General features: G+C 61.9%; 22 protein-coding genes and 1 riboswitch. Of the genes, 11 read left to right on the forward strand and 11 right to left on the reverse strand.

Features of this window, described 5'->3' with window-relative positions; translation table 11 throughout:
• Positions 1 to 1,002: 1,002 nt before the first annotated feature.
• The gene (locus F3J24_RS23630) at positions 1,003 to 1,221 is read right to left on the reverse strand and encodes a hypothetical protein (protein WP_003078700.1); all 219 of its coding nucleotides are present in this window, start codon (positions 1,219 to 1,221) and stop codon (positions 1,003 to 1,005) included.
• A gap of 199 nt (positions 1,222 to 1,420) precedes the next feature.
• Between F3J24_RS23630 and F3J24_RS23635 the strand changes: the two genes are divergently transcribed.
• Both F3J24_RS23635 and F3J24_RS23640 read left to right on the forward strand, forming a co-directional pair.
• Complete coding sequence (locus F3J24_RS23635) at positions 1,421 to 1,810, forward strand: CidA/LrgA family protein (protein WP_167011173.1); 390 nt, start codon at positions 1,421 to 1,423, stop codon at positions 1,808 to 1,810.
• Complete coding sequence (locus F3J24_RS23640) at positions 1,807 to 2,547, forward strand: LrgB family protein (protein WP_167011174.1); 741 nt, start codon at positions 1,807 to 1,809, stop codon at positions 2,545 to 2,547. Before F3J24_RS23635 ends, F3J24_RS23640 begins: the two co-directional genes overlap by 4 nt.
• Positions 2,548 to 2,596: 49 nt before the next feature.
• On the opposite strand, the gene F3J24_RS23645 is transcribed toward F3J24_RS23640, so the two are convergent.
• Entirely contained in the window at positions 2,597 to 3,439 is an 843-nt protein-coding gene (locus F3J24_RS23645) for a DMT family transporter (protein ID WP_370527774.1), read from the reverse strand.
• A 174-nt stretch (positions 3,440 to 3,613) separates the two neighbouring features.
• Here F3J24_RS23645 and F3J24_RS23650 point away from each other — a divergent pair, with 174 nt between their 5' ends.
• Complete coding sequence (locus F3J24_RS23650; RefSeq protein ID WP_167011176.1) at positions 3,614 to 4,567, forward strand: LysR family transcriptional regulator; 954 nt, start codon at positions 3,614 to 3,616, stop codon at positions 4,565 to 4,567.
• A 365-nt stretch (positions 4,568 to 4,932) separates the two neighbouring features.
• On the opposite strand, the gene tenA is transcribed toward F3J24_RS23650, so the two are convergent.
• Both tenA and F3J24_RS23660 read right to left on the reverse strand, forming a co-directional pair.
• A complete protein-coding gene (tenA, locus tag F3J24_RS23655; RefSeq protein WP_167011178.1) occupies positions 4,933 to 5,604 on the reverse strand; it encodes a thiaminase II in 672 nt (223 codons plus the stop codon).
• Between the two features lie 126 nt (positions 5,605 to 5,730).
• Entirely contained in the window at positions 5,731 to 6,696 is a 966-nt protein-coding gene (locus F3J24_RS23660; RefSeq protein ID WP_167011180.1) for a LysR family transcriptional regulator, read from the reverse strand.
• A gap of 197 nt (positions 6,697 to 6,893) precedes the next feature.
• On the opposite strand from F3J24_RS23660, the gene F3J24_RS23665 reads away from it, so the two are divergent.
• The 3 genes from F3J24_RS23665 (at position 6,894) to F3J24_RS23675 (ending at position 10,653) form a co-directional block, all read left to right on the forward strand.
• On the forward strand, positions 6,894 to 8,084 hold the full coding sequence (locus F3J24_RS23665) for an acyl-CoA dehydrogenase (protein ID WP_167011182.1): 1,191 nt from the start codon (positions 6,894 to 6,896) through the stop codon (positions 8,082 to 8,084).
• A 264-nt stretch (positions 8,085 to 8,348) separates the two neighbouring features.
• Complete coding sequence (locus F3J24_RS23670) at positions 8,349 to 9,611, forward strand: CaiB/BaiF CoA-transferase family protein (protein WP_167011184.1); 1,263 nt, start codon at positions 8,349 to 8,351, stop codon at positions 9,609 to 9,611.
• A 73-nt stretch (positions 9,612 to 9,684) separates the two neighbouring features.
• On the forward strand, positions 9,685 to 10,653 hold the full coding sequence (locus tag F3J24_RS23675) for a tripartite tricarboxylate transporter substrate binding protein BugE (protein ID WP_167011186.1): 969 nt from the start codon (positions 9,685 to 9,687) through the stop codon (positions 10,651 to 10,653).
• A gap of 122 nt (positions 10,654 to 10,775) precedes the next feature.
• On the opposite strand, the gene F3J24_RS23680 is transcribed toward F3J24_RS23675, so the two are convergent.
• From F3J24_RS23680 to F3J24_RS23695, 4 genes are all read right to left on the reverse strand, one after another.
• Positions 10,776 to 11,825, reverse strand: coding sequence for a porin (locus tag F3J24_RS23680; protein WP_167011188.1), 1,050 nt, complete (start codon positions 11,823 to 11,825; stop codon positions 10,776 to 10,778).
• 72 nt (positions 11,826 to 11,897) lie between these two features.
• Positions 11,898 to 13,118: a sugar transporter gene (locus F3J24_RS23685; RefSeq protein WP_167011190.1), complete on the reverse strand. Its 1,221-nt coding sequence runs from the start codon at positions 13,116 to 13,118 to the stop codon at positions 11,898 to 11,900.
• A gap of 77 nt (positions 13,119 to 13,195) precedes the next feature.
• Positions 13,196 to 13,687, reverse strand: a complete 492-nt coding sequence (locus F3J24_RS23690) for a DUF2127 domain-containing protein (RefSeq protein WP_167011192.1) — start codon at positions 13,685 to 13,687, stop codon at positions 13,196 to 13,198.
• Between the two features lie 168 nt (positions 13,688 to 13,855).
• Positions 13,856 to 14,515, reverse strand: a complete 660-nt coding sequence (locus tag F3J24_RS23695) for an NAD(P)-dependent oxidoreductase (RefSeq protein WP_167011194.1) — start codon at positions 14,513 to 14,515, stop codon at positions 13,856 to 13,858.
• Positions 14,516 to 14,623: 108 nt separating this feature from the next.
• Between F3J24_RS23695 and F3J24_RS23700 the strand changes: the two genes are divergently transcribed.
• Positions 14,624 to 15,535 (forward strand): LysR family transcriptional regulator, encoded by a 912-nt coding sequence (locus F3J24_RS23700; RefSeq protein WP_167011196.1) that lies wholly within the window; start codon positions 14,624 to 14,626, stop codon positions 15,533 to 15,535.
• 140 nt (positions 15,536 to 15,675) lie between these two features.
• Here F3J24_RS23700 and F3J24_RS23705 read toward each other — a convergent pair whose 3' ends face one another.
• Together F3J24_RS23705 and F3J24_RS23710 are read right to left on the reverse strand one after the other, a co-directional pair.
• Positions 15,676 to 16,812, reverse strand: coding sequence for a branched-chain amino acid ABC transporter substrate-binding protein (locus tag F3J24_RS23705; RefSeq protein WP_003052646.1), 1,137 nt, complete (start codon positions 16,810 to 16,812; stop codon positions 15,676 to 15,678).
• Positions 16,813 to 17,051: 239 nt separating this feature from the next.
• Positions 17,052 to 17,594, reverse strand: a complete 543-nt coding sequence (locus tag F3J24_RS23710) for a 6,7-dimethyl-8-ribityllumazine synthase (RefSeq protein WP_167011198.1) — start codon at positions 17,592 to 17,594, stop codon at positions 17,052 to 17,054.
• A gap of 90 nt (positions 17,595 to 17,684) precedes the next feature.
• Positions 17,685 to 17,853, reverse strand: a riboswitch (FMN riboswitch).
• Positions 17,854 to 18,101: 248 nt separating this feature from the next.
• Here F3J24_RS23710 and F3J24_RS23715 point away from each other — a divergent pair.
• Positions 18,102 to 18,647 carry a hypothetical protein gene (locus tag F3J24_RS23715; RefSeq protein WP_240154457.1) on the forward strand — a complete coding sequence of 182 codons (546 nt, stop codon included), beginning with the start codon at positions 18,102 to 18,104 and terminating at the stop codon, positions 18,645 to 18,647.
• Between the two features lie 114 nt (positions 18,648 to 18,761).
• A complete protein-coding gene (locus F3J24_RS23720) occupies positions 18,762 to 19,469 on the forward strand; it encodes a DUF4124 domain-containing protein (protein WP_167011199.1) in 708 nt (235 codons plus the stop codon).
• Positions 19,470 to 19,588: 119 nt separating this feature from the next.
• Here F3J24_RS23720 and F3J24_RS23725 read toward each other — a convergent pair whose 3' ends face one another.
• Positions 19,589 to 20,536, reverse strand: coding sequence for an NAD-dependent epimerase/dehydratase family protein (locus tag F3J24_RS23725; protein ID WP_167011200.1), 948 nt, complete (start codon positions 20,534 to 20,536; stop codon positions 19,589 to 19,591).
• A gap of 110 nt (positions 20,537 to 20,646) precedes the next feature.
• Between F3J24_RS23725 and F3J24_RS23730 the strand changes: the two genes are divergently transcribed.
• Both F3J24_RS23730 and F3J24_RS23735 read left to right on the forward strand, forming a co-directional pair.
• On the forward strand, positions 20,647 to 21,693 hold the full coding sequence (locus tag F3J24_RS23730; RefSeq protein WP_167011201.1) for a CDP-6-deoxy-delta-3,4-glucoseen reductase: 1,047 nt from the start codon (positions 20,647 to 20,649) through the stop codon (positions 21,691 to 21,693).
• A 120-nt stretch (positions 21,694 to 21,813) separates the two neighbouring features.
• The gene (locus F3J24_RS23735; RefSeq protein WP_167011202.1) at positions 21,814 to 22,782 is read left to right on the forward strand and encodes a tripartite tricarboxylate transporter substrate binding protein; all 969 of its coding nucleotides are present in this window, start codon (positions 21,814 to 21,816) and stop codon (positions 22,780 to 22,782) included.
• The last annotated feature ends 65 nt before the right edge of the window (positions 22,783 to 22,847 follow it).

Raw genomic sequence — 22,847 nt, forward strand, 5'->3', positions numbered from 1 at the left:
CTGCAGCCACCATCTGGCCCCGCGCCATCCCTGTGAAGTGCAAGGACAGGCAGTGCGAGGGCTATGTGATCACCCCGCAGATGGGGCCAGGTGAGTACCTGTTTTTCGTGCCTACAAGCGAGTAGGCCGCTCAAAGCCATCACAGCGCAACAGCACCCCCATTGTGCTGACCGTCAGTCAAGCAACCAGGGCGGACTCCCCCTCCCTGGTTGTTTTGCATCGCGCAAATACACCCTCACCGTGTACTGACAGCAGCAACCCGCATACCTTCAGACAATGCAAGCCAAGCAAGGCGAGGCAGCACGCCCGAGCTCATTCGGCGCCAGGTGTTTTTGCCAGAAGAACGCCTGGAGCAATTCCAGCACCCCAATATGGGCTAAAATCCGCCTCCCCATGGACAAGCGCCAGGGCCCAGGAATCCCATGCTTTCAAGGCATATCACTGATTCCGGGCATATCCGGCCCAGAGCTAGCTTCGCTAGCGCAGCCTCCTTTCTCCGTGTGAGAAATCGGAGCATCCAATACGCCACAGACACCTGTCTTTCCCGCCTGATAAGGCTGGGCCGATCTTGTTCGCTCATTTTTTCGAAGTTGCACAGCCGCTGTGCATAACTTTGCCCAATCTGGTGCATCCACCTGCTTTCGGATCTCATGTCTGGTCGGGATCGCATCCTTGTTCCCTACAGATGTCGATTCGCTCCGAGCGGACTGCGCATGCCCGTCCCCAGGATCTTTTCCCTCTCAAAGATCTGTTTTAAGCACCTCCAAATCTGGACTGTCAGCCAGAGCTGTTGCTGTCAATCCTCGCAAGCCTAGCTTGATTCAGATCATAAAAAAATCGCTGTTGACGACAGCGATTTTTTCCACAGTTCATGTGCATAAGATTGTGAATATCCAGTGAAATCCTGGTGATAAATACTCACAATCCCTTGTGCTTGCAGCCCGAAAGGTAGGTTGCCTTCAAATCAGGCAACTGCAACCCCGGGGTTAACCCTTGAGCTTTTCAGAGCTGGCGCCGGATCACCATACGCCCCGACTCGGTGATATGCCAATGCTTCTCAGCATCCTGCTCCACCAGCCCCCGCTCCAGCAGGCGCCTGGAGAGATACTCCTTGGCCGCAGACCATAAGGAGACATCCTCGCCCAGCTCCAGCTTCTTGAGTGTTTCCAATTCATCGACCGTAGGTTCATACACAGGTGCGCGATAGACTGCGGTTTGCATGGTGACTTCTCCTAAGCTCGTGCGATGACTGGCCGCTTCGGCTCCGAAGCGCCTGAGACCCAAGATAAACCTGTCATCCGCGACACGCAATAGTTACCCGCCGGCTTTACCTTTATTCACCCAACCCATACCCCACCCTTACAGAGCTGGCTGCCTGGCAACAGGCTGCCAGCTCATTATTCAGGAGCTGACCACCTTTATGCTGTATGCGCTTGCTGTTCTTTTCGCCTTTCAGCTACTGGGGGAGTTCCTGGCCCGCGTCACGGGCTTGCCTCTGCCCGGCGCGCTGATCGGCACCCTGCTTTTGCTGCTGGGCCTGCTGTTTTACAAACGCCTACCCAAGACACTGGAAGACACGGCTCAGGTGCTGTTGCAGAACATGATGCTGCTTTTCATCCCCGTGATTGCGGGAGTGATGCTGGAGTTCGACCATCTGCGCCGTGAATGGCTGCCGTTTGTGCTGGCCTGCATTGCCGGAGCTGCCATCACATTCACCGCGACCGCCCTCACCTTCCGCTTCTGCCTGCAGCGCCAGCGCACTCGCAAGCCGGATGACGAGTCCGCCGCAGAGCAGGAGGCCAGCGTATGAGCACCTCACTGCCTGAGCGCCTGCACACCGCCTGGCTGAGCCTGGCCGAAGGCTCGCCCCTGCCCTGGCTGGTGCTGACCATGCTGGTCTATATGGCGGCCATGGCCATCTACCGAAAAAGCGGCAACCGCCCGCTGCTGATACCGGTGTTCACAGGCGTGGTCGTCATCGTCGCCATTCTGATGATCACGGGCACGCCTTATGCAACCTACCGCAGCGGCGTCTCCCTGCTGGGTCTGATGATAGGGCCGGCCACCGTGGCACTGGCCATCCCGCTGTACGCACAGCGCGAACGTATCAGCCAGTTATGGCTACCTATCAGCGTGGCACTGCTGGTGGGCTGTCTGGTCGCACTGCTTTCAGCCCTGGGCATTGCCTGGGCTTTCGGCGGCTCTCAAGCCACGCTGATCGCCGTGGCCCCCAAGTCAGCCACCATTCCCATCGCCCTGCCCATGGCCGAGCGTTTTGGCGGAACGCCCTCGCTGGCCGCCGTGGCCGTGGCCATTACCGGCATCAGTGGCACCATGATGGCGCCGCTGCTGTGCCGCGTCCTGCGTCTCAGGGACCCGGCGGTCGAGGGCTTTGCCATCGGGCTCACGGCCCATGCCATTGGCACGGCACGTGCCATTCAGCTCAACCCCACGGCCGGCGCGTTCTCCGCCCTGGCCATGGGCCTGAACGGCGTGGCCACGGCCGTACTGATGCCACTGGTGCTGGCCATTACCCCCTGGATTTAAAAACAATAGCTACCAGCGCTTTATACATAAGCGCTGAAGGCCATTTTCACTAGGTTTTTCGCTCGCTACGTCGGTAGGCAGCAAGCGCGCCCAGAATCAGTGCCATGCCCAGCCACTGCACCGGCTGCGGCCTGGCGCCAAACCAGAGCAGGTCCACCAGCAAGGCCATGACAGGGTAGATAAAGGACAGGCCGGCGATCGCCTGCGCTTGCAGTCTTTGAAATGCCGTGTACATCAATGTGTACATCCAGGCCGTATGCACCAGACCCAGCACCAGCACCGCACTCCAGGCCCTGGGGCCGAAGACCGCCTGGTCGCGCAGCCCCCACACCCAGGGCAGCAAGCTCAGCGCTCCCGCCAGCATCTGCAGCATGGCAATTTGCGCCGGCGCAATCCGCTTGAGCCGCTGGGTGGCTAAGGTGGCCAAGGCATAAAGACCGGCCGCCAGCAGCGCCAGCCCAATACCCAGCAATTGCCCTTGCGATGCGCCCTGGCCGGCCAGCCCCAGCAAGCCGCTGCTCAGACCCACGCCAACCAACGCCAAAACCAGCCAGGGCAGGCGATTGAGCGGCACTGGTTCACGCTGAAGCAGGGCTGCCAGCAGCAACAGCAAAAAGGGCTGCACGTGATAAACCACCGTGGCGATGGCAATGCCGCTGTATTCATAGGCACGGAACAGGCACAGCCAATTGACGATGAGCGCCGCAGCGCCAAGCAGAAGCCAGCCGCACTCGCGCCAGCTCAGCCGTGACCACTGACCCGACCACCCGACCCAGGCCGCCAGCCCCAGACCACCAAGCAAACAACGCAGCCACACTACCCACAGCACGGGCAGGCCGCTTTCCACCACCAGCAGACCGATGGTGCCAGAAAGGGCCATGGCCAGCATCATGCGCCAGGTGCCACCAGACGGCGGCGCAGCGGCCAAAGCCGGCTTGGAAGCCAGCGCTTGCAAAGAGGAGGAGATCTGGGAAGTCATGACTGCATCGTCCATCAATCACATTTATGCATCAATACATACCTATTCCACTTACTATTGCCCTTCAATCAACAATCAAGTAAACCCATGAGCACAGAACCCGGCTTGCTCCCTGAAATGCTGGTTTTCGCCAAGGTGGTGGAACTGCGCAGCTTTGCCGCTGCTGCACGGCAACTGGATCTGACCACCTCTGCGATCAGCCGCAGCGTGGGGCGGCTGGAAGCCCATTGGGGCGTGCAGTTGCTGCACCGCACGACCCGGTCTCTGTCCCTGACCGAGCTGGGCGCCGAGGTCTATGCCGCCTGCAGCCAGCTGGCGCAGACGGCCAGCGATATCCACGCCATTGCCGGCCATTACAGCGGCGTGCCGCGCGGCACGGTGCGGCTGACGGCACCGACCATCTTTGGTGAAATCTGGCTCAGCGCCCAGCTGCCTGCGCTGCGCCGCCAATGGCCGGAACTGGAGATCGCCGTCAGTCTCAGCGACCAGATGCAGGATCTGGCCCAGCAAGGTCTGGATCTGGCCATTCGCCTGACCCGCCCGGAACAGCTGCCGCCCCATATGGTGGCGCGCGAGCTGCGCCAGGTACGCTATATCGCCGTGGCCTCGCCCGCCTACCTACAGGGCCTGCCCAAGCCACCCGGCCATCCGCTGGAGCTGGATCGCCAGCATGGCGTGGCATGCATCACGTTGGGCTATGGCGACTTTCAGAGCCGGCTTCAATGGGTGCACGACCAGGATCGCAGCCCGGCGCCTGCCGTGACCGAAGTCGCCATTCACGCACCACTGTCCATGGACAGCAGCACGGGCATCATCAATCTGGCGCTGCAGCATCAGGGCATAGGCCTGGTGGCAGACTTTGCAGCCCAGGCCGTGCTGAGCAGCGGCGCGCTGGTACAGGTTCTGCCCGACTGGCAGTTGACGGGCAACTACGCGCCGCGCACCGCCTATGCACTGTACATGCCTTCGCGCCACCTGCCACTCAAGGTGCGGGCGCTGATCGACCACCTGGTCGAGGCGGGCCGGCGCCATAGCTTCTGAAGATTGGGCGCTGCCGTCCACAAAGGAGCGAGTTCTCCCCACCCAGGCACTACAAGCTTGTGGACAAGACTCGGCAGTGAGCGGGATAAGCAGATCAAGTCTTTGTTTTCAAATGATTTCCCAACAACCGCCCATTTTTTAGGCAGAACACCCCCTGCAGGGCCTGGCACCCTCAAACTCTGCATTTCATAGCAGCTCAGGCAAGTCTGAATTGGGCTGCAGAGCAGTTCTCCCCAACAAATCGCTACAAGCTTGTGGACAAACCCCGGCAACGCCTTGAATAAGCGAGATAAGTCCTTGTCAGAAATGAATAATCGGAGTGCTGATTATTTTTTAATCAAAACCACATTGGCATCACCAGGCTCTCAGCGCAGCGACCCTTGCCAATCGGCGAGGCGATAGGCACTGTCCCAGAACAGCCATTCCAGCCGGGCCGCATCCTTGTAAGCCGCATGCATGGCCGCGCGCGTGGTCTCGGTGGCCTCTTCGGCCAGGCGATCCACCGTGGCGCAGACGCCCCGCACCGCCGCATGAAACTCCTCGCTGGCATAGGTATCCACCCAGGCCTGAAATGGATTGTCTTTGGCCGAGCGCGCATGAATGTCGCGCCCTACCTCGGCATAGATCCAGAAGCAGGGCAGCAGCGCGGCCACGGCCACCGGGTAAGTGGCGCTCCAGGCCGTGGCCAGCAGATAGCTGGTGTAGTGATGGCAAGCCGGCGTCAGCGGCGTGCCCGCAAACTGCTCGGGCGTAATGCCGAAGTCGCGCATGAAGCCGCCATGCAGGGCGCGCTCCACCACCACGGCTTCATTGGCGGCACTGGCAAACTGCACCACGCCTTCGGCGTTATCGGATTTGGCCGCCGCGACAGCCAGCGCGCGGCCATAGGCGACGAGGTAATGCGCGTCCTGAATCATGTAGTGGCAAAAACGCTCCCGGCTCAGCGTGCCGGCTGCCAGTTCCTTGTTGAAGGGCAGCTCCAGGGTGCTTTGAAACAGCGCCTGATTGGCATTCCACAGACTTTGACTGAAAGACATGATTCAACTCTCCACTGCAAGAATTCATAGCAGCCAGCGCTTTGCTGGCTGGGCTAACAATCATTCTTGCTGAGATACATGCTATTGCAGCCCAAAGCCCGGCGGATATTCGGTCAAAGCTGTATTTCAAGGCTGGCGCTCTGGCTTGCGGCCAGCGGCCTCCTGCGCCTTGTGCTGCAGCCACTGGCTGAACACCCGCAGCGCCGGCGAGGGCTGAGCATCGGCCGCCAGTTCGGGTGTGACCAGATAGTAGGCGCGGTTGCCGCGCAGCGGCTGCGGGCAGGCGACGATGAGATCGCCACGTGCAATCTCTTGCTCGATCAGCATGGGCGGGATCAGCGCCACGCCCAACCCCTGGCTGGCGGCCACGGCCAGCATGGAGAACAGCTCAAGCCGCATGCCGTCGAGTGCCCGCGGCGCATCGACATGCATCGCGTCAAACCACTGGCGCCAGCCCTGGGGACGCGTGCTTTGCTGCAGCAGCGGCAGGCGGGCGATCACCTCGGGGCCCACCGGCAGCCAGGCACGGCCCGGATCGCGCTGCTGGGCCGTGGCCAGCAGTTGCGGGCTGCACACGGGCACGACTTCCTCGTCCATCAGCCACTGCGCCTGCACGCCGGGCCAGCGTTCCACCTGCCCAGGCGTGCCCGCATAAAGAGCTGCGTCGAACACGGTGTCGGCAAACAGAAAAGGCCGGGTCTGCACATCAATGTGGACGGTGATATCGGGGTGCTGCTGGGCCAGCTGAGGCAGGCGCGGCAGCAGCCAGCGGGTGGCAAAAGTAGGCACGGCTGCCAGATTGATGGGGCCGCCCTCGCCCTGGTGGCTCATCAGATCCAGGGTGTCACGCTCCAGCCCCTGCAGCCAGCGCCCGACCTGGATGGCGTAATGCCGGCCCGCATCGGTGAGCAGCACGCCATGGCGCGTGCGCCTGAACAGGGACAGCCCCAGAAACTCCTCCAGCGCAATGATCTGGCGCGAGACCGCGCTTTGCGTCAGCGACAGCTCCTGTGCGGCCTTGGTGTAGCTGATATGGCGGGCAGCCGATTCGAAGCAGGCCAGGGCCTGGGTGGAGGGAAGCACTCTGCGCATATTACGTATTCCTTGGGCGCATTCATAAAAAATAGATCAAAGTCAAAATATGACCCATTCGACTTATACATGCATTTTTCTCATCCATAGATGATTATTCATCGTTTGCCACCCTCTGTTTCGGCCACCTAAGATGTGTGCAAGCACTCAGGCAAGAAAGCGCCTGCAGACCGACACCTTGCATTCAGGAGACGAACATGGCCAATGGCTACCAGTGGGACGACTGCTTCCAGCTCGACCAGCAACTGACCGAAGACGAGCGCATGATCCGCGACGCCGCACGCGAGTACTGCCAGGACAAGCTCAAGCCCCGCGTGCAAGCCATGTTCCGCAATGAGTCGGTGGACATCAGCATCTTCCGCGAGATGGGCGAGCTGGGCCTTCTGGGCCCCACCATCCCCACGCAATACGGCGGTGCAGGCCTGAACTATGTGAGCTACGGCCTGGTGGCGCGCGAGATCGAGCGTGTGGACTCCGGCTACCGCTCCATGGCCTCCGTGCAATCGTCCCTGGTGATGGTGCCCATCAACGAGTTCGGCACCGAAGCGCAGAAGATGAAATACCTGCCCAAGCTGGCTTCGGGCGAATTCATCGGCTGCTTCGGCCTGACCGAGCCCGACCACGGCTCCGACCCCGGCTCCATGGCCACGCGCGCCTACAAGGTCGACGGCGGCTATCGCCTCAAGGGCAACAAGATGTGGATCACCAACAGCCCCGTGGCCGACGTGTTCGTGGTCTGGGCCAAGGAAGTCTCCGAGGACGGCACTGTGGGCCAGATCCGCGGCTTTGTGCTGGAAAAGGGCATGAAGGGCCTGTCCGCCCCCGCCATCCACGGCAAGGTGGGCCTGCGCGCCTCCATCACCGGCGAAATCGTGATGGACGATGTGTTCTGCCCCGAAGAGAACGCATTCCCCGATGTGCGCGGCCTCAAGGGCCCGTTCACCTGCCTGAACAGCGCCCGCTTCGGCATTGCCTGGGGCGCGCTGGGTGCGGCAGAGGACTGCTGGCACACCGCCCGTCAGTACACGCTGGACCGCAAGCAGTTCGGCCGCCCCCTGGCCGCCAACCAGCTGATCCAGAAGAAGCTGGCCGATATGCAGACCGAGATCACGCTGGGCCTGCAAGCCGCGCTGCGCGTGGGCCGCATGAAGGACGAGCACCAGAACGTGATCGAGATCACCTCGCTGATCAAGCGCAACAACTGCGGCAAGTCGCTGGACATCGCCCGCATGGCGCGCGACATGCTGGGCGGCAACGGCATCAGCGACGAGTTCGGCGTGGCCCGCCACCTGGTGAACCTGGAGGTGGTCAACACCTACGAAGGCACGCACGATGTGCATGCGCTGATCCTGGGTCGTGCCCAGACCGGTATTGCGGCGTTTAACTGATACCCCCTGAGCCGCTGCGCGGCTTCCCCCTCTCTCTACGCGCTTTACGCTAAGGGAGGGGGACGGAAACCTCGCTGCGGAGCGGCCCTTGCTCGTTTCCTCTTGCGAAGGGGTGGTGGCAACCACCACTATTCATCGCTATTCATTTATTAGCTAGTACCGCTTGATTTGTCTGGGTTTTGAATAGTTTTCAGCTCAGAACCCAGACAAATAAAGCGCAAGCAGCTATTTATTTCATTGTTTCGCTTTACGGGATCATCCGACATGAACGCAAGCTCCACCACTCCCACCGGCGCACTGGCAGGCATCAAGGTGCTGGATCTTTCGCGCGTGCTGGCGGGTCCGTGGGCCACGCAGATGCTGGCCGATCTGGGCGCCGATGTGGTCAAGGTCGAGCGCCCTCTCGCCGGCGACGACACACGCCACTGGGGGCCTCCGTTCCTCAAGGACGACGCGGGCAACGATACGCGCGAGGCCAGCTACTTCATGGCCTGCAACCGCAACAAGCGCAGCATCACCGTGGACATGGCGCACCCCGAGGGCCGGGCGCTGCTGCAGCGCATGGCGCAAGAGGCCGATGTGGTGGTGGAGAACTTCAAGACCGGAGGACTCGCGCAATACGGTCTGGACTATGAGAGTCTCAAGGTACTGAACCCGCGCCTGGTGTACTGCTCCATCACGGGCTTCGGCCAGGACGGCCCCTATGCCGAGCGCGCGGGCTATGACCTCATGGTGCAGGCCATGTGCGGCCTGATGAGCATCACCGGCCATGCCGATGGCGAGCCCGGCGGCGGCCCCTTGAAAGTGGGTGTGGCCGTGATCGATGTGTTTACGGGGCTGTATGCCAGCAACGCCATCCTGGCCGCGCTCAACGCCCGCGACAACGCGAGAAATGGCAGCGGCCAGGGTCAGTACATCGATATGGCGCTGCTGGATGTGGGCATGGCCGTGCTGGCCAACCAGGCCGCCGGCTTTCTGGCCACCGGCCAGGCGCCGGGCCGCGCCGGCAACACCCATCCCAGCCTGGCACCGTATCAGGACTTCCCGACGCTGGACGGCAATGTGCTGCTGGCCATCGGCAATGACGGCCAGTTCGCGCGCTTTTGCGCAGCGATCGACGAGCAAGCCTGGGCGCAGGATGCGCGCTTTGCCACCAATACCGCCCGCGTGCGCAACCGCGCGGCGCTGCTCGAGCTGATGAAGCCGCAGATGCGCCAGCGCAGCACTGCCGACTGGATTGCGCTGCTGGAGGACAAGGCCGTGCCCTGCGGCCCCATCAACACCATCGCCCAGGCTTTTGAAGACCCGCAGGTCAAGGCCCGGGGCATACACAAGACATTGCCGTCGAGCGCGGACCATGGCATCTCTGCCATGGCCACCGTGGCCAGCCCCATGCGGCTGTCGGCCACGCCCGTGACCTACCGCAATGCACCGCCCGCACTGGGTCAGCACACTGACGAGGTGCTGCTGGAGTTGGGGCTGAGCCCCGACGATCTGACGTTGCTGCGGGAGCGCGGCGCGATCTGACACCCTTTTCACATGGGCAGAGCACGGCATAGATCGGTGCCTGCCTTTCACACATCACACCAAGGAGACAAACATGTTCAAGTTCACCGCCACCGTCGTGGCCGCCCTCGCCGTTTGCGGCGCAGCCCAGGCACAGAGCAACTACCCCAACAAGCCCATCAGACTGCTGGTGCCTTTTGCCGCAGGCGGCACGACCGACCTGATCGCCCGCATCATTGCCGAGCCTCTGAGCCGCGAGCTGGGCCAGTCCGTTGTGGTGGAAAACAAGGGCGGTGGCGGCGGCAGCATCGGCGCCTCCGAAACCGCACGCGCTGCACCTGATGGCTACAACCTCGGCATTGCCACCGTTTCCACCACGGCGACCAATCCTGCCATCAATCCCAAGATTCCTTACAACGTGGCCACCGACTTCACGCCCATCGTGAACATTGCCGCCACGCCCAACATCATTGCGGCCAACCCCAAGTTCGCCGGCAAGGACTACAAGAGCTTCCTGGCCGAGATCAAGAACCATCCGGCCAAGTACTCCTACGCATCGCCTGGCCTGGGCTCCATCACCCATCTGATGATGGAAATGTACAAGCTGGAGACCAAGACCGAGATGACCCACGTGCCCTACCGTGGCTCGGGCCCTGCGCTCAACGACACCGTGGCCGGTCAAGTGCCGCTGATTTTCGACAACCTGCCCTCCACTCTGCCCTTCGTGAAGGAAAAGCGTCTGACGGCCCTGGTCGTCGCCGCTCCTCAGCGCATTGCAGCCCTGCCTGATGTGCCAACCTTCAAGGAAGTCGGCCTGCCTCAGGTCAACCGCATGGCGTACTACGGCATCGTCGGCCCCAAGAACCTGCCCAAGGATGTCGTGGCCAAGATCAACGCTGCCGTGCGCAAGGCCGTGCAGGACCCCAACGTGAAGAAGCGCATCGAGGAAAGCGGCTCCATCATCATGGCCGACACCCCCGAAGCCTTTGCCAAGCAAATGGCCGAGGAACTGGCCGTCTACAAGAACGTGGTGCAAAAGCAGAATCTGAAGATGGACGAATAAGCGTCTACTGCACATGAAAAAAAGTCCTCGTCGGCACATACCGGCGAGGACTTTTTCTTTGCCTCGCCTCATGCACAAGCCAGGTGCTCATGCATGAAACTGGTGCAATGCAAGACCTGTTCTCAGAAGCGGTGGCGTATACCCACCAGGGCGCTGGTGCCGGACTTGTTGGGAACGTCCATGCTCACGCGGTCATACATGGCCACGGCATAGACATCGGTGCGCTTGGACAGGAAATGGTCGTAGCCCAGGCTGACGGTGGTGCGTGTGCCGCTGACGTTGCCCACTTCCGACTTGGTGCGTGCAGCCGCTGCCTTGAAGGTGCCGGGCGTGCCGCTGACGGGAATGTCCAGACCCAGCGAGTAGGTGGTGTTCTCGCGATCCTGGGCGTTGATCTTGGCCTGGCCGTAAGTGGCATAGAGCTTGGCCACGCTGAAGTCGTAGCTGCCGCCCACCATCCAGTTGCTCTTGGTCGGCATCACCGCCAGCGATACAGGGTTGTTGATCTGCGCACGCTCGTAGAAGGCCGTCAGGCTCAGCGGGCCGCCCGAGTACATCAGGTTCAGGCCCACATTCTTCTTGCCCTTGTTGCCGCTGCTGGTCTGCTCGCCGAACTGGTAGTGCACATTGGCCCTGAGGCCGCCGAAAGTGGGCGTGGAATACAGGATCTGGTTGCTCCAGCCGGTGTTGGAGGCCGTGGTCAGGCTGTCCGTTCCCCAGGCCGCGGTCGTCATATTGGCATGCAGCACCAGTGGCGAGACCGTGAAGGAGTCGCCAAACGGATTGGTCAGCACCGTGGGCAGGAAGTTAGGCGCCAGGCCACGGCCCAGGCTGACACGGCCAAAGCTGCCAGCCAGACCCACATTGGCATCACGCGAGAAGAAGGGGTCGGCATCAAAGCGGCCGGGGGTACCGGTATCGGCCCGGAAGAAGCTCGTGATATTGAAGTCGGCCTTGAGGCCGCCGCCCAGATCCTCCACGCCCTTCACACCCCACCAGGAAGTGGTCAGACCGCCGGAGCCGACCGAGGCCACGCGCTGCTGGCCTGCCAGCTTCATGGAGCCGGCATAGCTGTCGATGGTGCCGGTGAGCTGCACGGAGCTCTGGGCCTGAGCCGACAGGCTGGCTGCGGCCAGGGCGATGGTGGTGAAGGTAGCGGCAAACGCTTTCATGGGTGGTTTCCTCTCTAAAAAAGTTTGAGACAAACCACCCATGCAAGAGTCAGGCCAGTTTTGTATACAAAACTATGGCTTCAAACGAAAGCTGTCGGCCAGCTTCAGCATCATGAACAGCCAGAGCGCGCCGCCCAGCGCAATCAGCAGGCCGCCCACCAGGCCGATATGCGTCATGCCCCATTGCTGGCTGACGATGCTGCCCAGCAGCGCGCCGCCGCCAATGCCGATATTGAAAATGCCCGAGAACATGGACATGGCCACATCGGTGGCATCGGGCGCCAGATTCAGTACCTTGGACTGCATGGACAGCGCAAAGCAGATCATGGCAATGCCCCAGACCGAGCTTTGCAGATACAGGCTCCAGACATGCGTGCTGCTCATGACCAGGAGCAGCAGGCTCAGTGCCAGCACGCCGATGGACGCCAGCAGAAAGCCCCGTGGAAAACGCATGCCGAACCAGCCGAACAGCACGCTGCCCACAATGCCCATGCCGCCATACAGCAGCAGCACGGCCGTGGTCACATCGCCGGCGTGGCCGGCAATGTCCTGCACAAAGGGCTCGATATAGCTGTAGGCCGTGAACTGACCGGTAATCACCACCACCAGCAGCACATAGATACCGACCAGGGCCGGGCGCCTGAAAAGCATGGGCACACTGGACAGGGAACCGGCGTTCTCGCTGGGCAGCAGAGGCAAGAGCTTGCCCAGCACCAGCATCACCGCCGCCGCCACCCCACCGATGGCCAGAAACGTCATGCGCCAGCCAAGCCACTCACCCACGATGCGACCCAGCGGAATGCCCAGCACCATGGCCACGGAAGTGCCCGTGGCCAGCAGGCTCAGCGCCATGGCCTTCTTGCCCGGCGGCGCCACGCGCACGGCCAGCGAGGCCGTGATGGACCAGAACACCGCATGCGACAGCGCAATGCCGATGCGGCTGATGACCAAAGACGCATAGCTCCAGGCCACGCCTGAGAGCAGATGGCTGATCACGAACACCGCGAACACGCCCATCAGCAACTTGCGCCGCTCCACCTTGCGCGTGAGCAGCATGAAGGGCAGCGAGGCCAGCGCGACCACCCAGGCATAGATGGTGAGCATCAGCCCCACCTGCTCCACCTGCATCTCGAAGCTGGCGCCAATGCTGCTGAGCAGACCGACGGGCACGAACTCGCTGGTGTTGAAGACAAAAGCACCCAGCGCCAGCGCAATGACGCTGAGCCAGGCCTGGGCGGGAGATCGGGCAGGAGATATCGAGGTGGAGATCGGAGAGGCTAAGGGCTCTGTCATGAATTTGCAACTTGCTGCAACGCAGCATAAAGACCGAATTGTGCGCGCCCATGCGTCAAACAGGACGCGCAGTCCGCTTATTCCGCAGCCATTGCAGGGACGTGGGCCTGCCTGCGCTTCTGGATGAGCCTGGCCAGCAGCACCAGCACCAGTGCAATATTGAAGGCCAGCACCAGCATCGCCTGCCAACTGCCGCGATGCAGCAGATGGAGCAGTTCAAACGGCAGGTACACGGTGCTGGCCAGTACGCCGAACCACTCGCCCCAGGCCTTGTCCTGCCACAGACCCCAGGCCTCGATGACGCGCACGACCGCATAGAGACAGCCGAGCAGCACCAGCGTACTGACCGGGGTGACATTGAGGGCATCCGCGGCCTGCAGCAGCAGAGCCGGATAGCGTTGCTGAGGTGACAGGCCCATATGGCCGATCAACTCCAGCACCAGGCGATGAATATCGTGGTGCAGCAGACTCAGCACGCCCCACAGCCCCAATAGCGCCGCCACGCCTTTGGTGGCCTCGAACATGGCCATGACCCTGACTGCTGTGCGCAATGACGACTGTGAACTCATAGGCGTTTCCGTCGCTGAAAGCACCACTATAGAAACAACTGCCGGATAGCGCTCGCGCTTACCTTATGCAGACACGCACCGCCATCCGCGGCAGCTCAGGTGGCTGCCAGGGCGCTTGCGCCCCAAGGTAAAGCGCAGGCCCAAGCTGCAGCAGGATCTACGGCAGAATCAATAAGCCACAGTGAAGCGCTCACGCACATGGAGGCCCTGCTCCAGTGCATCGATCAGCGCCACGGCCAGGTCCTGCACCGAAATATCGCCGGGCTGACCGTCGGCCTGCATTAACGGCTCATCCTTGCCCGTGCGGTACTCGGCAGTGCGGCCCCTGGATTGCGCATTGGAGCCGCCATGAAAGCCCACGGCCGGGCTCAGCATGGTCCAGTCCAGCGCGGACTCCTTTTGCAGCTCGGCAAACATGTCGCGCGCCGCCGAGGCGCCAGGCTTGATGAACGCCGGAAAGTCGGGCGAGTCCACCAGTTGCTGGCCATTCACATACAGGCTGCCGGCGCCGCCCACGACCAGATAACGCTTGATGCCCGCAGCCTTGACGCCTTGCACGATGGCACGCGAGCCCTGCATGAAATCGTCATAGATATTGGGATTGTTCCAGCCTGCGTTATAGGCGCTGACCACCGCGTCGCAGCCGGTCACTGCGCGCTGCACCTCGTCGGCGTTGAGCACATCGGCCTTGACGAACTGCACATGTTCGCGCGCGGCAGCGGCCTCGGGCTTGCGTACCAGGGCCACGACATCATGACCGCGACGCAGCAGCTCATCCAGCAACCCGGCACCGACAAAACCCGTGGCGCCAATCAATGCAACCTTCATGGAAAAACTCCTTATATCTTCAACAGGACTAAAGATTAACCGGCATTAGTAGCGAGAAAAACCCCTTTTAGCCACCATGACCTTGAAGTAGCACTTCAAAATAGCTGCATGGAAGATTTCAGACGCATGGCCATTTTTGCCGCCGTGGTGGAGCGCGGCAGCATGAGCGCAGCCGCCCGCCAGCTCGACATGACGCCCTCGGCGGTCAGCCAGCACATCCGTCAGCTGGAGCAGGAAGCCGGTCTGACACTGCTACACCGCTCAACGCGCCAGCTGACGCTGACCGATGCCGGCCAGCGCTTCTACATCCAGTGTGCAGCCATGTGCGAAGCGGCAAACCGGGCTCGCGCCGAGCTGGCCGCCGAGCATCAGCGCCCCAGCGGCGAGCTGCGTCTGGCCGCCCCGGCTGGCTTTACCCAGCACGCGGCACCGGCGCTGGGCAAGTGGCTAGCCATGCATCCCGAGCTGCGACTGCGCCTGCTGATGGATGATGCCCCCATAGACCTGATCCAGGCGCGCGTGGATCTGGCGCTGCGCTTCGGCAATCTGCAGGACTCCAGTTGGGTGGCCCGCCATCTGGGGCGCAGCGCCACCGTGCTCTGCGCCTCGCCACATTGGATCAAGGCCCACGGCAGCACGCCTAGACACCCCAGCGAGCTGGCGCAGCTGCCATGGCTGGAGATGAGCCGCAGCGACGATGCCCAGGCCGATTTTCTCTGGCGACAGCAGAGCACGGCCCAGGAGTTCCGGTTACAGGTGCGCCCGCTCATGGTCAGCAACCACCGCAGCGCCGTGCAGCAGTTCTGCGAAGCGGGTCTGGGTCTTGCCCTGCTCTCGGCCCATGACGTGGCAGCTAGTCTGGAGTCTGGCAGTCTGGTGCGCCTGCTGCCCGACTGGAATATGGGCATGCTGGACATCTGGGCCGTCACCGCCAGCCGCGACACCCTGCCCGCCAAGGTACGCGAGGCCATCGAGGTGCTGCGCCAGTATTTCGCCCAGCTCCAGGGCATGCAGAACTAGCGCAATGCTCAAGCACGCAAGGACCTGGCAGCCATCCAGGTCTGCCGCCCAGGTGCTGAAAGCAAAAAAACCTGCAAATGCGATGCATCTGCAGGCTTTGCAAAACAGGCCACACCACATGGCCCTGCGCACTCAAACCATCATTTCAGATCGATAGGCGTCTTGTTGCCGTTCACATAGCGGCTCAGCGTATAGCTGGGGTTCTTCATTTCGCCATTCTTCTCGAACTGGATCTTGGAGGTCACCCCCGAGAAGTCGGACTTCTGCAGGAAGGGGATATAGACCTTGGGGTCCCAGGAGTTGGCACGCTTCATGGCGTCGGCCAGCAGCATGGTGCCGTCATAGAAATAGGGGCTGTAGACCTGGAACTGGCCCGGGTACTTGGCGTCATAGCGCTTCTTCCACTCCGTGCCACCAGGCATCTTGGCAATCGAGGCACCGCCGTCGGCGCAGACCACGTTCTCCAGCGGCTTGGCGCCTGCAGCCACCTTGGCCAGCTCGGTCACGCAAATGCCGTCGCCACCGAACATCTTGACGTCATTCATGCCCAGCTGGGCCATCTGGCGCAGCATGGGGCCGGCCTGACCATACATGCCGCCGTAGAAGATGGCATCGGGTTTCTTGGCCTTGATGGAGGTCAGAATGGCCATGAAGTCCGTGGCCTTGTCGTTGGTGAACTCGTTGGCAACGATCTTGATGCCCTGCTTTTCGGCATCCTTCTTGAACACATTCGCCAGACCCTGGCCATAGGCCGTGCGGTCGTCGATCACGGCCACGTTCTTGAGCTTGAGGTTCTTGGCCGCATAGGTGGCCAGTGCGGCGCCCAGAGCGTTGTCATTGGCAATCACGCGATAGGTGGTGTTCCAGCCGGGCTTGGTCAGGTCGGGGTTGGTCGCCGCGCCCGTGATCATGGGAATGCCGCAGTCCTGGAAGACCTTGGACGACGGAATCGCCACGCCGGAGTTCACAAAGGCCACGGCACCCGCGACCTTGTCATCGCAGAGCTTCTGCGAAGCGGCCGTGCCCTGCTTGGGGTCGGCCACATCGTCTTCGGCCACCAGCACGAACTTGACCTTCTTGCCGCCGATTTCCATGCCCTTGGCGTTCAGGTCCTCGATGGCCATGCGCACGCCGTTTTCATCGTCCTTGCCGAAGTGAGCCTGAGGGCCGGAGGTCGGGCCGATGTGGCCGATCTTGATGATCTGCTCCTGGGCCATCACCCCGCCTGCCATACCTGCTACGACTGTCGCGATACACAACTTGCCAAAATTCTTCATTGCGCACTCCACTCGGTTGAGACAAGACGCAACCTTATGCCCCACGGCGGGCAATTGGCAATGAGGCAATCACATAGGTGCAGGGAGTGCTACACCGGCACAACAATCAGTGTTTTCAGGGATCGGCAAGCTCGCCGGGCTGTGCTGGAAAAGCCGCCGCCGCCCCATGCTCGCGAAATGGCAGCAGGACCCAAGAAGAACGCCCCAGACTGGGGCGTTCCTTTATCGACAATTGCCGCTCAGGCTGCCTTGGCCTGGAGGAACGCATCCACCTTGGCATGCTGGTCCAGCGTGCTCAGGCAGGCATGGGCCACTTCCACGCCCTTCTTCACGAAGTGCTGGCGGAAGAACTCCACATGATCGCCATGTTCGTGGAAGTCGCGCGGCGTCAGCACGGCGGAGAACACGGGCACTTCGGAGTCCATCTGCACGCGCATCAGCCCGTCGATCACGGCCGTGGTCACGAATTCATGGCGATAGATGCCGCCGTTGACGATCAGTGCCGTGGCGATCACTGCATCGAAACGACCGCTTTGTGCCAGCTTCTTGGCCAGCAGCGGGATTTCAAAGGCGCCGGGCACGCTGAAATGCGTGATATTGCCTGCCTGCACGCCTTGTGCCTGGAGCTCGGCCTGGACGGCATCGCGGGCCTGGTAGACCACTTCGGTATGCCAGCTGGCACTGATGATGGCAATGCGGCTGCGGCCGGCCACAGCCTTCCAGGGCGTACCGTCGGAAGTCGCGTGAGTGGCAAAGTTCATGGAGATGGGGGTCTGATTCATGGTGGTATTTCCAGAAAATTCCAATGAATCAGGGCGTGCGCAAGAACACCTGCCCATGCGGCAGCGACAGCTGCACCATGGACGAATGCTGCGCGATCTCTTTCATCCGGACTATGACCGTCGGCTCTGGCATCTCACCAGATCTGCTGACCCTGCAGGCCCTGGCGAGACTGCAGGCGCTCGCGGGCTGCTGCAATCAATGCAAGGCATTGCTGCAGATACCGCCGGTGGGGAATTGCACCCCGCCCTGAGAACGCTGCTTTGCAGTGAACCTGGATTCACCGCAAGACGAAGTCATTCTAGCGAGGCTTTGGCTGCGTGTTTGGCAAAAGGGTCACTCTGGTGTCATTTTGAAAAATCAAGGCAAATACACCTCAAACGACCACCCATCAAGCGCAAGCAGCTCTAGTTTGATGAGCAGACAACCCCATGCGGTCAACCTACAACTGCCGCCGGACGTTGAGAGCACAAAGCCTTGTTTCCATCCACACCTCCAACCGAGCCGCCATGAAGTCATCCCCGCAGGCAATGATGTCCACCTCCACACGCTGGGCCAGCATGGGGGCCTTGGCGGTGCTGTGCACGGCCTGCGCAGTTCCTGGCGAGTACGACTCCGGCTACGGCGGCGGCTACGGTGGCAGCTATGGCTCCACCACCATCTATAGCACCCAGCCTGCTTATCCGGCCTATCCCGCCTACCCGGTGTACCAGGGCCAGGACCGCAATGACTGGGCATGGCGCGAACGTGAACGCCGTCAATGGGAGCGCCAGCGCGAGCTGGAACGCGATCGCGCCCAGAACATGCGCGATCGCGAGCAATGGCAGCGTCAGATGGAACGCGACCGCGCTCAGCAACAGCGCGACCGGGACCAGCAGCGCCGTGAATGGGATCGTCAGCAGTCCCAGAATCGCCGCGATCAGGACCAGATGCGACGCCAGCAGGAGCGCGAGCAGCAGCAAAATCGACCGCGTGACCGGGGTCAATCCCTCCCGAACCAAGAATGGAAGCGACAATGGTATGTATCTCCCCATAAACAGGCGGATGGGGATTAAGCAAATACTGGATCAAAACAATTCCATAGCAGTGATGGCCAAGAGCAATCAGTTGCCTGTAATCTCCTGTAACTGATCTCTACCTCTTTCTTGGTATCAAGTGAGGAGTCTTATATGTCACAGCTATCTGGCGACAGCCTCGGTCTCAGTTATTCCCATGCTCGCTTCGCCATAATAGGAATTGGATTCGTCTTGGCTGCTCTGCTAGGAACGATGCCCAACGCCCAGGCTCAAGTCATGCGCTGTGTCGACGCCAAGACCGGCGAGGTGACCTATACCAACGGCCGCTGCATCTCGGGCGAAATGAGCACACAGATTCAGGCGGCGCAAAGCGCCGAGGAAATTGCGTCCGAGCGTGCCAATGCCAGCCAGGCGCGGGAGCGCAGCAAGGCCCAGATGGCGCACGACGATGCCCAGCGCCGTCAGCGCGAAGAGCAGGAGCGCAAGGAGCGCGAAGCCGCCGAGAGAGCCCAGGTCCGGGCCGGTGCCAATCTGGAAAACACGGCAGCCTGCCGCCAGGCCCGCGAGCGCTACAACGCTATACTGGCCGAAGCCAGCCCCGACCCGGCCACCTGGGGAGAGCGCAGTCAGGCGGCCCAGGCCCAGATGGAGATGAGCTGCCTGGGCGCAGCCGCCTACCAGCAGCTGCAGCAAAGCCGGGCGCTGCAGCCCAATGCCATCAACCGCCCGCAGTGGGGCTATGGCCATCCCAACCGCTACCCGCCGGCACGTCCCACGCCATCGCAGCCACCCGCCAAGATCGTCAACTGCAATGTCTTCCGCTGCTATGACAACCGCGGCGGCGTTCATCCGATACCGTAATCCCCCCTGAGGCGCCGTGCGCCTTCCCCAGGGAGCGACAGCTTCGCTGCGCGGCGGTGCTTGCTTGCCGCCCAATGCCTGGCCGCGCCAATTCTGGACAGTCGTGCTCTTGGCCCTGCCTAGCTTTGCAGGCCCTCGGTCACCGTGGGATAGCGCAGCCTGAGCCTCAACTCACGCTTGAGCCGCCGATTCGACAGCCGCCGCGACTCGCTCATGAAGCTCAGCAGACTTGCGGGCAGTTCGGTCTGCGCCTGCTCGCGTGAAATGCGCGGCGGCCTGGCCAAGCCGTAGAGATCGGCCGCCAGATCGAAGTAATCCCCCATCTTCAACTGCGTGTCGTCGCTGGCGTGATAGATGCGCTGCGCCTTGCCGCGCCACAGCGCAAGCAGGCAGGCACGCGCCAGGTCATCGGCATGAATGTGGTTGGTATAGACATCGTCTTCCGGCTGCAGCACGGCGGTGCCACGCTGCAGACGCGTGCGGGGCGTACCGCCCTCCCGATCTGGGGCATAGATGCCGGGAATGCGCAACAGGCTGGCCCGCAGACCCGAGCGCCCTGCAAAGCGCACCGCAAGTTCGGCATTCACGCGACGCTGAGCTCTGGCAGTCGTCGGCGCGACAGACCGGGTTTCGCTCACCCACTGCCCCTGGCAATCGCCATAAACGCCCGAGGTCGATGCATAGACCAGGCTGCGCGGCAGGCTGCGCAGGCGCAGTGCCCGTAGCAGCGCCGTGGTACGGGTGTCCAGCCACCAGCGTTCGTCCCCGGCAGCCGGTGCCGGAGGCGGCGCCAGGTGCAGCACACGCGTCGCGATACCTGCCAGTCTGCGCAGACTGGCCGGATCATCCAGATCCCCCCACAAAGGCCTCACGGCCTGGGCATGCAGCAAACCAGCCCGCTCCGGATTGCGGCTCAAGGCCAGCACCTGGACTGCCTGCCTGTCGCGGCCCGAAGTGAGCAGCAATCGGGACACGCGCTGACCCACATCGCCGTGACCGACGATCAATAGACGTTCACGACGAAAGCGCGCTGGCAGCGCGCCCAATGGGCTTTGGTTTGAGGGCAAAATCGGGACCTGGTGCGTACAAGTTCTAAGGAGCCACTGGCGTTGCTGCGACAGCAGCAGTGCCGACAAAAAAGGCTGCCGGATACGCCTTCAAGGATAACCAAAACGTCATGACCGAGATTGCCCACGCTTCGTTTGAAATTACCGTCCAGCCCAGCGGACGTGCTTTTGCCACTCAGGGCGCTGAAACCATTCTGGCTGCGGCGATTCGTACCGGCGTCGGCCTGCCCTACGGCTGCAAGGACGGTGCCTGCGGTTCCTGCAAGTGCAAAAAGCTCAGTGGCGAAGTCAGCCACGGCACGCACTCGGACAAGGCTTTGAGCGCCGAGGAGGAAGCCAGCGGCTATGTGCTGACCTGCTGCGCCACACCCCACAGCGATGTGGTGCTGGAGTCGCGCCAGGTCACGGATGCCAGCTCCTTCCCCATCAAGAAGATGCCCGTACGCGTGGCTGCGCTCGAAAAGAAGTCGCATGACGTGATGCAGGTGCGCCTGCAATTGCCGGCCAGCGAGAAGTTCCAGTACCACGCCGGCCAGTATGTGGAGTTCATACTGCGCGACGGCGCCCGCCGAGCCTATTCCATGGCCACCGCGCCTCATGTGCAGGAAACGGCGCCCGGCATCGAGTTGCATATCCGTCACATGCAGGGCGGCAAGTTCACCGACCATGTCTTCGGCGGTATGAAGGAAAAGGAAATCCTGCGTGTGGAGGGCCCGTTCGGCAGCTTCTTCCTGCGGGAAGACTCGGACAAGCCCATCATCCTGCTGGCCTCGGGCACGGGCTTTGCCCCTATCAAGGCACTGATCGAGCATATGCGCCACAAGGGCATCAACCGCCCCGTCGCTCTTTACTGGGGCGGCCGCCGCCCTTCCGATCTGTATGACGCCAGCTGGATTGCCGAGCACACGGCCGCCATGCCCCAGTTCAGGTATGTCCCCGTGATCTCCGACGCCCTGCCTGAGGATGCCTGGACAGGCCGCACCGGCTTTGTCCATCAGGCCGTGCTGGACGACTTTGCCGACCTGTCCGACTACCAAGTCTATGCCTGCGGTGCTCCCATCGTCGTGGATTCGGCTCGCGCCGCTTATACCAGCGAACGCGCCCTGCCTGCCGAAGAGTTCTACGCCGACGCCTTCACCTCCGAAGCGGACAAATAAGAGCGCTGTTTTTCGCAAACCCCGATGCATTCCATGACGCATCAGGGTTTACGCGCAATTTTCTTGCACAAGTAACCGCCAGTTCCGGAGTCGATGCAATTTTTTGCACAATAGAGCTCTATGAACCGTAGAAACAGCCTTCTCTCGGTCATGGCGGCCGTTGCTGCCTTGGCCTCTCCTCTCTCTCAGGCCCAAGAACCCATCCGTCTGATCGTGCCCTATGCGCCCGGTGGTCCGCTGGACATCACCTCGCGCGCACTGGCAGAGCGGGTGCGCGATTCCCTGGGCGTCGTCATCATCGACAACAAGGCCGGTGCCGGCGGCAATATCGGCGCCGACGCCATTGCCAAGGCACAGCCCGACGGCCTGACCATAGGCCTGGCAGCAACGGCCACCCATGCCGTCAACCCCTGGCTCTATACCAAGATGCCCTATGACGCGGGCAAGGACTTTGCCGGCATCACCCAGATGGTGCGCGTGCCCAATGTGCTGGTGATGAATGCCGCCAAGGCAGAGCAGCTCAAGATCCATAGCGTGGCCGATCTGATCGCCTATGCCAAGGGCCATCCCGGCAAGCTCAACTATGGCAGCGGCGGCAATGGCTCCGCAGGCCATCTGGCCGGCGAGATGCTCAAGCAAAAGGCGGGCATCTTCGCCCTGCACGTACCCTACCGTGGCGCCAACCCCGCCCAGCTGGCCCTGCTGTCTGGCGAGGTGGATTTCAATATCGACAACCTGGCTGCAGCCGCTCCCAATATCAAGAGCGGCAAGCTGGTGGCCCTCGCGGTGACTTCGCTCAACGCCTCGCCGCTGCTGCCCGGCGTGCCCGCTCTGTCCAAGACCTACCCCGGTTTTGCCATCGACACCTGGTGGGGACTGGTTGCCCCGGCCGGCACCCCCAAGCCGGTGCTGGACAAGCTGAGCAAGGCCTTCAATGATGCCCTGCATGCACCGGAAACCAAGACCCGCTTCAACGCCCTGATGGCCGAACCCGTGGGCTCCACGCCTGCAGAATTCGACAAGTTCATGGCCGCCGAGCGCGCCAAGTACCAGCCCATCGTCAAGGCCTCCGGCGCCAAGGTCGACTGACGCGGGCCCTGGCACTGATAAAAAAAGCCCCGGTAGCCTGACGGCTCCGGGGCTTTTTTAGGTAG

Source organism: Comamonas sp. Tr-654, assembly GCF_011752915.1.
Taxonomy (GTDB): Bacteria; Pseudomonadota; Gammaproteobacteria; order Burkholderiales; family Burkholderiaceae_C; genus Comamonas.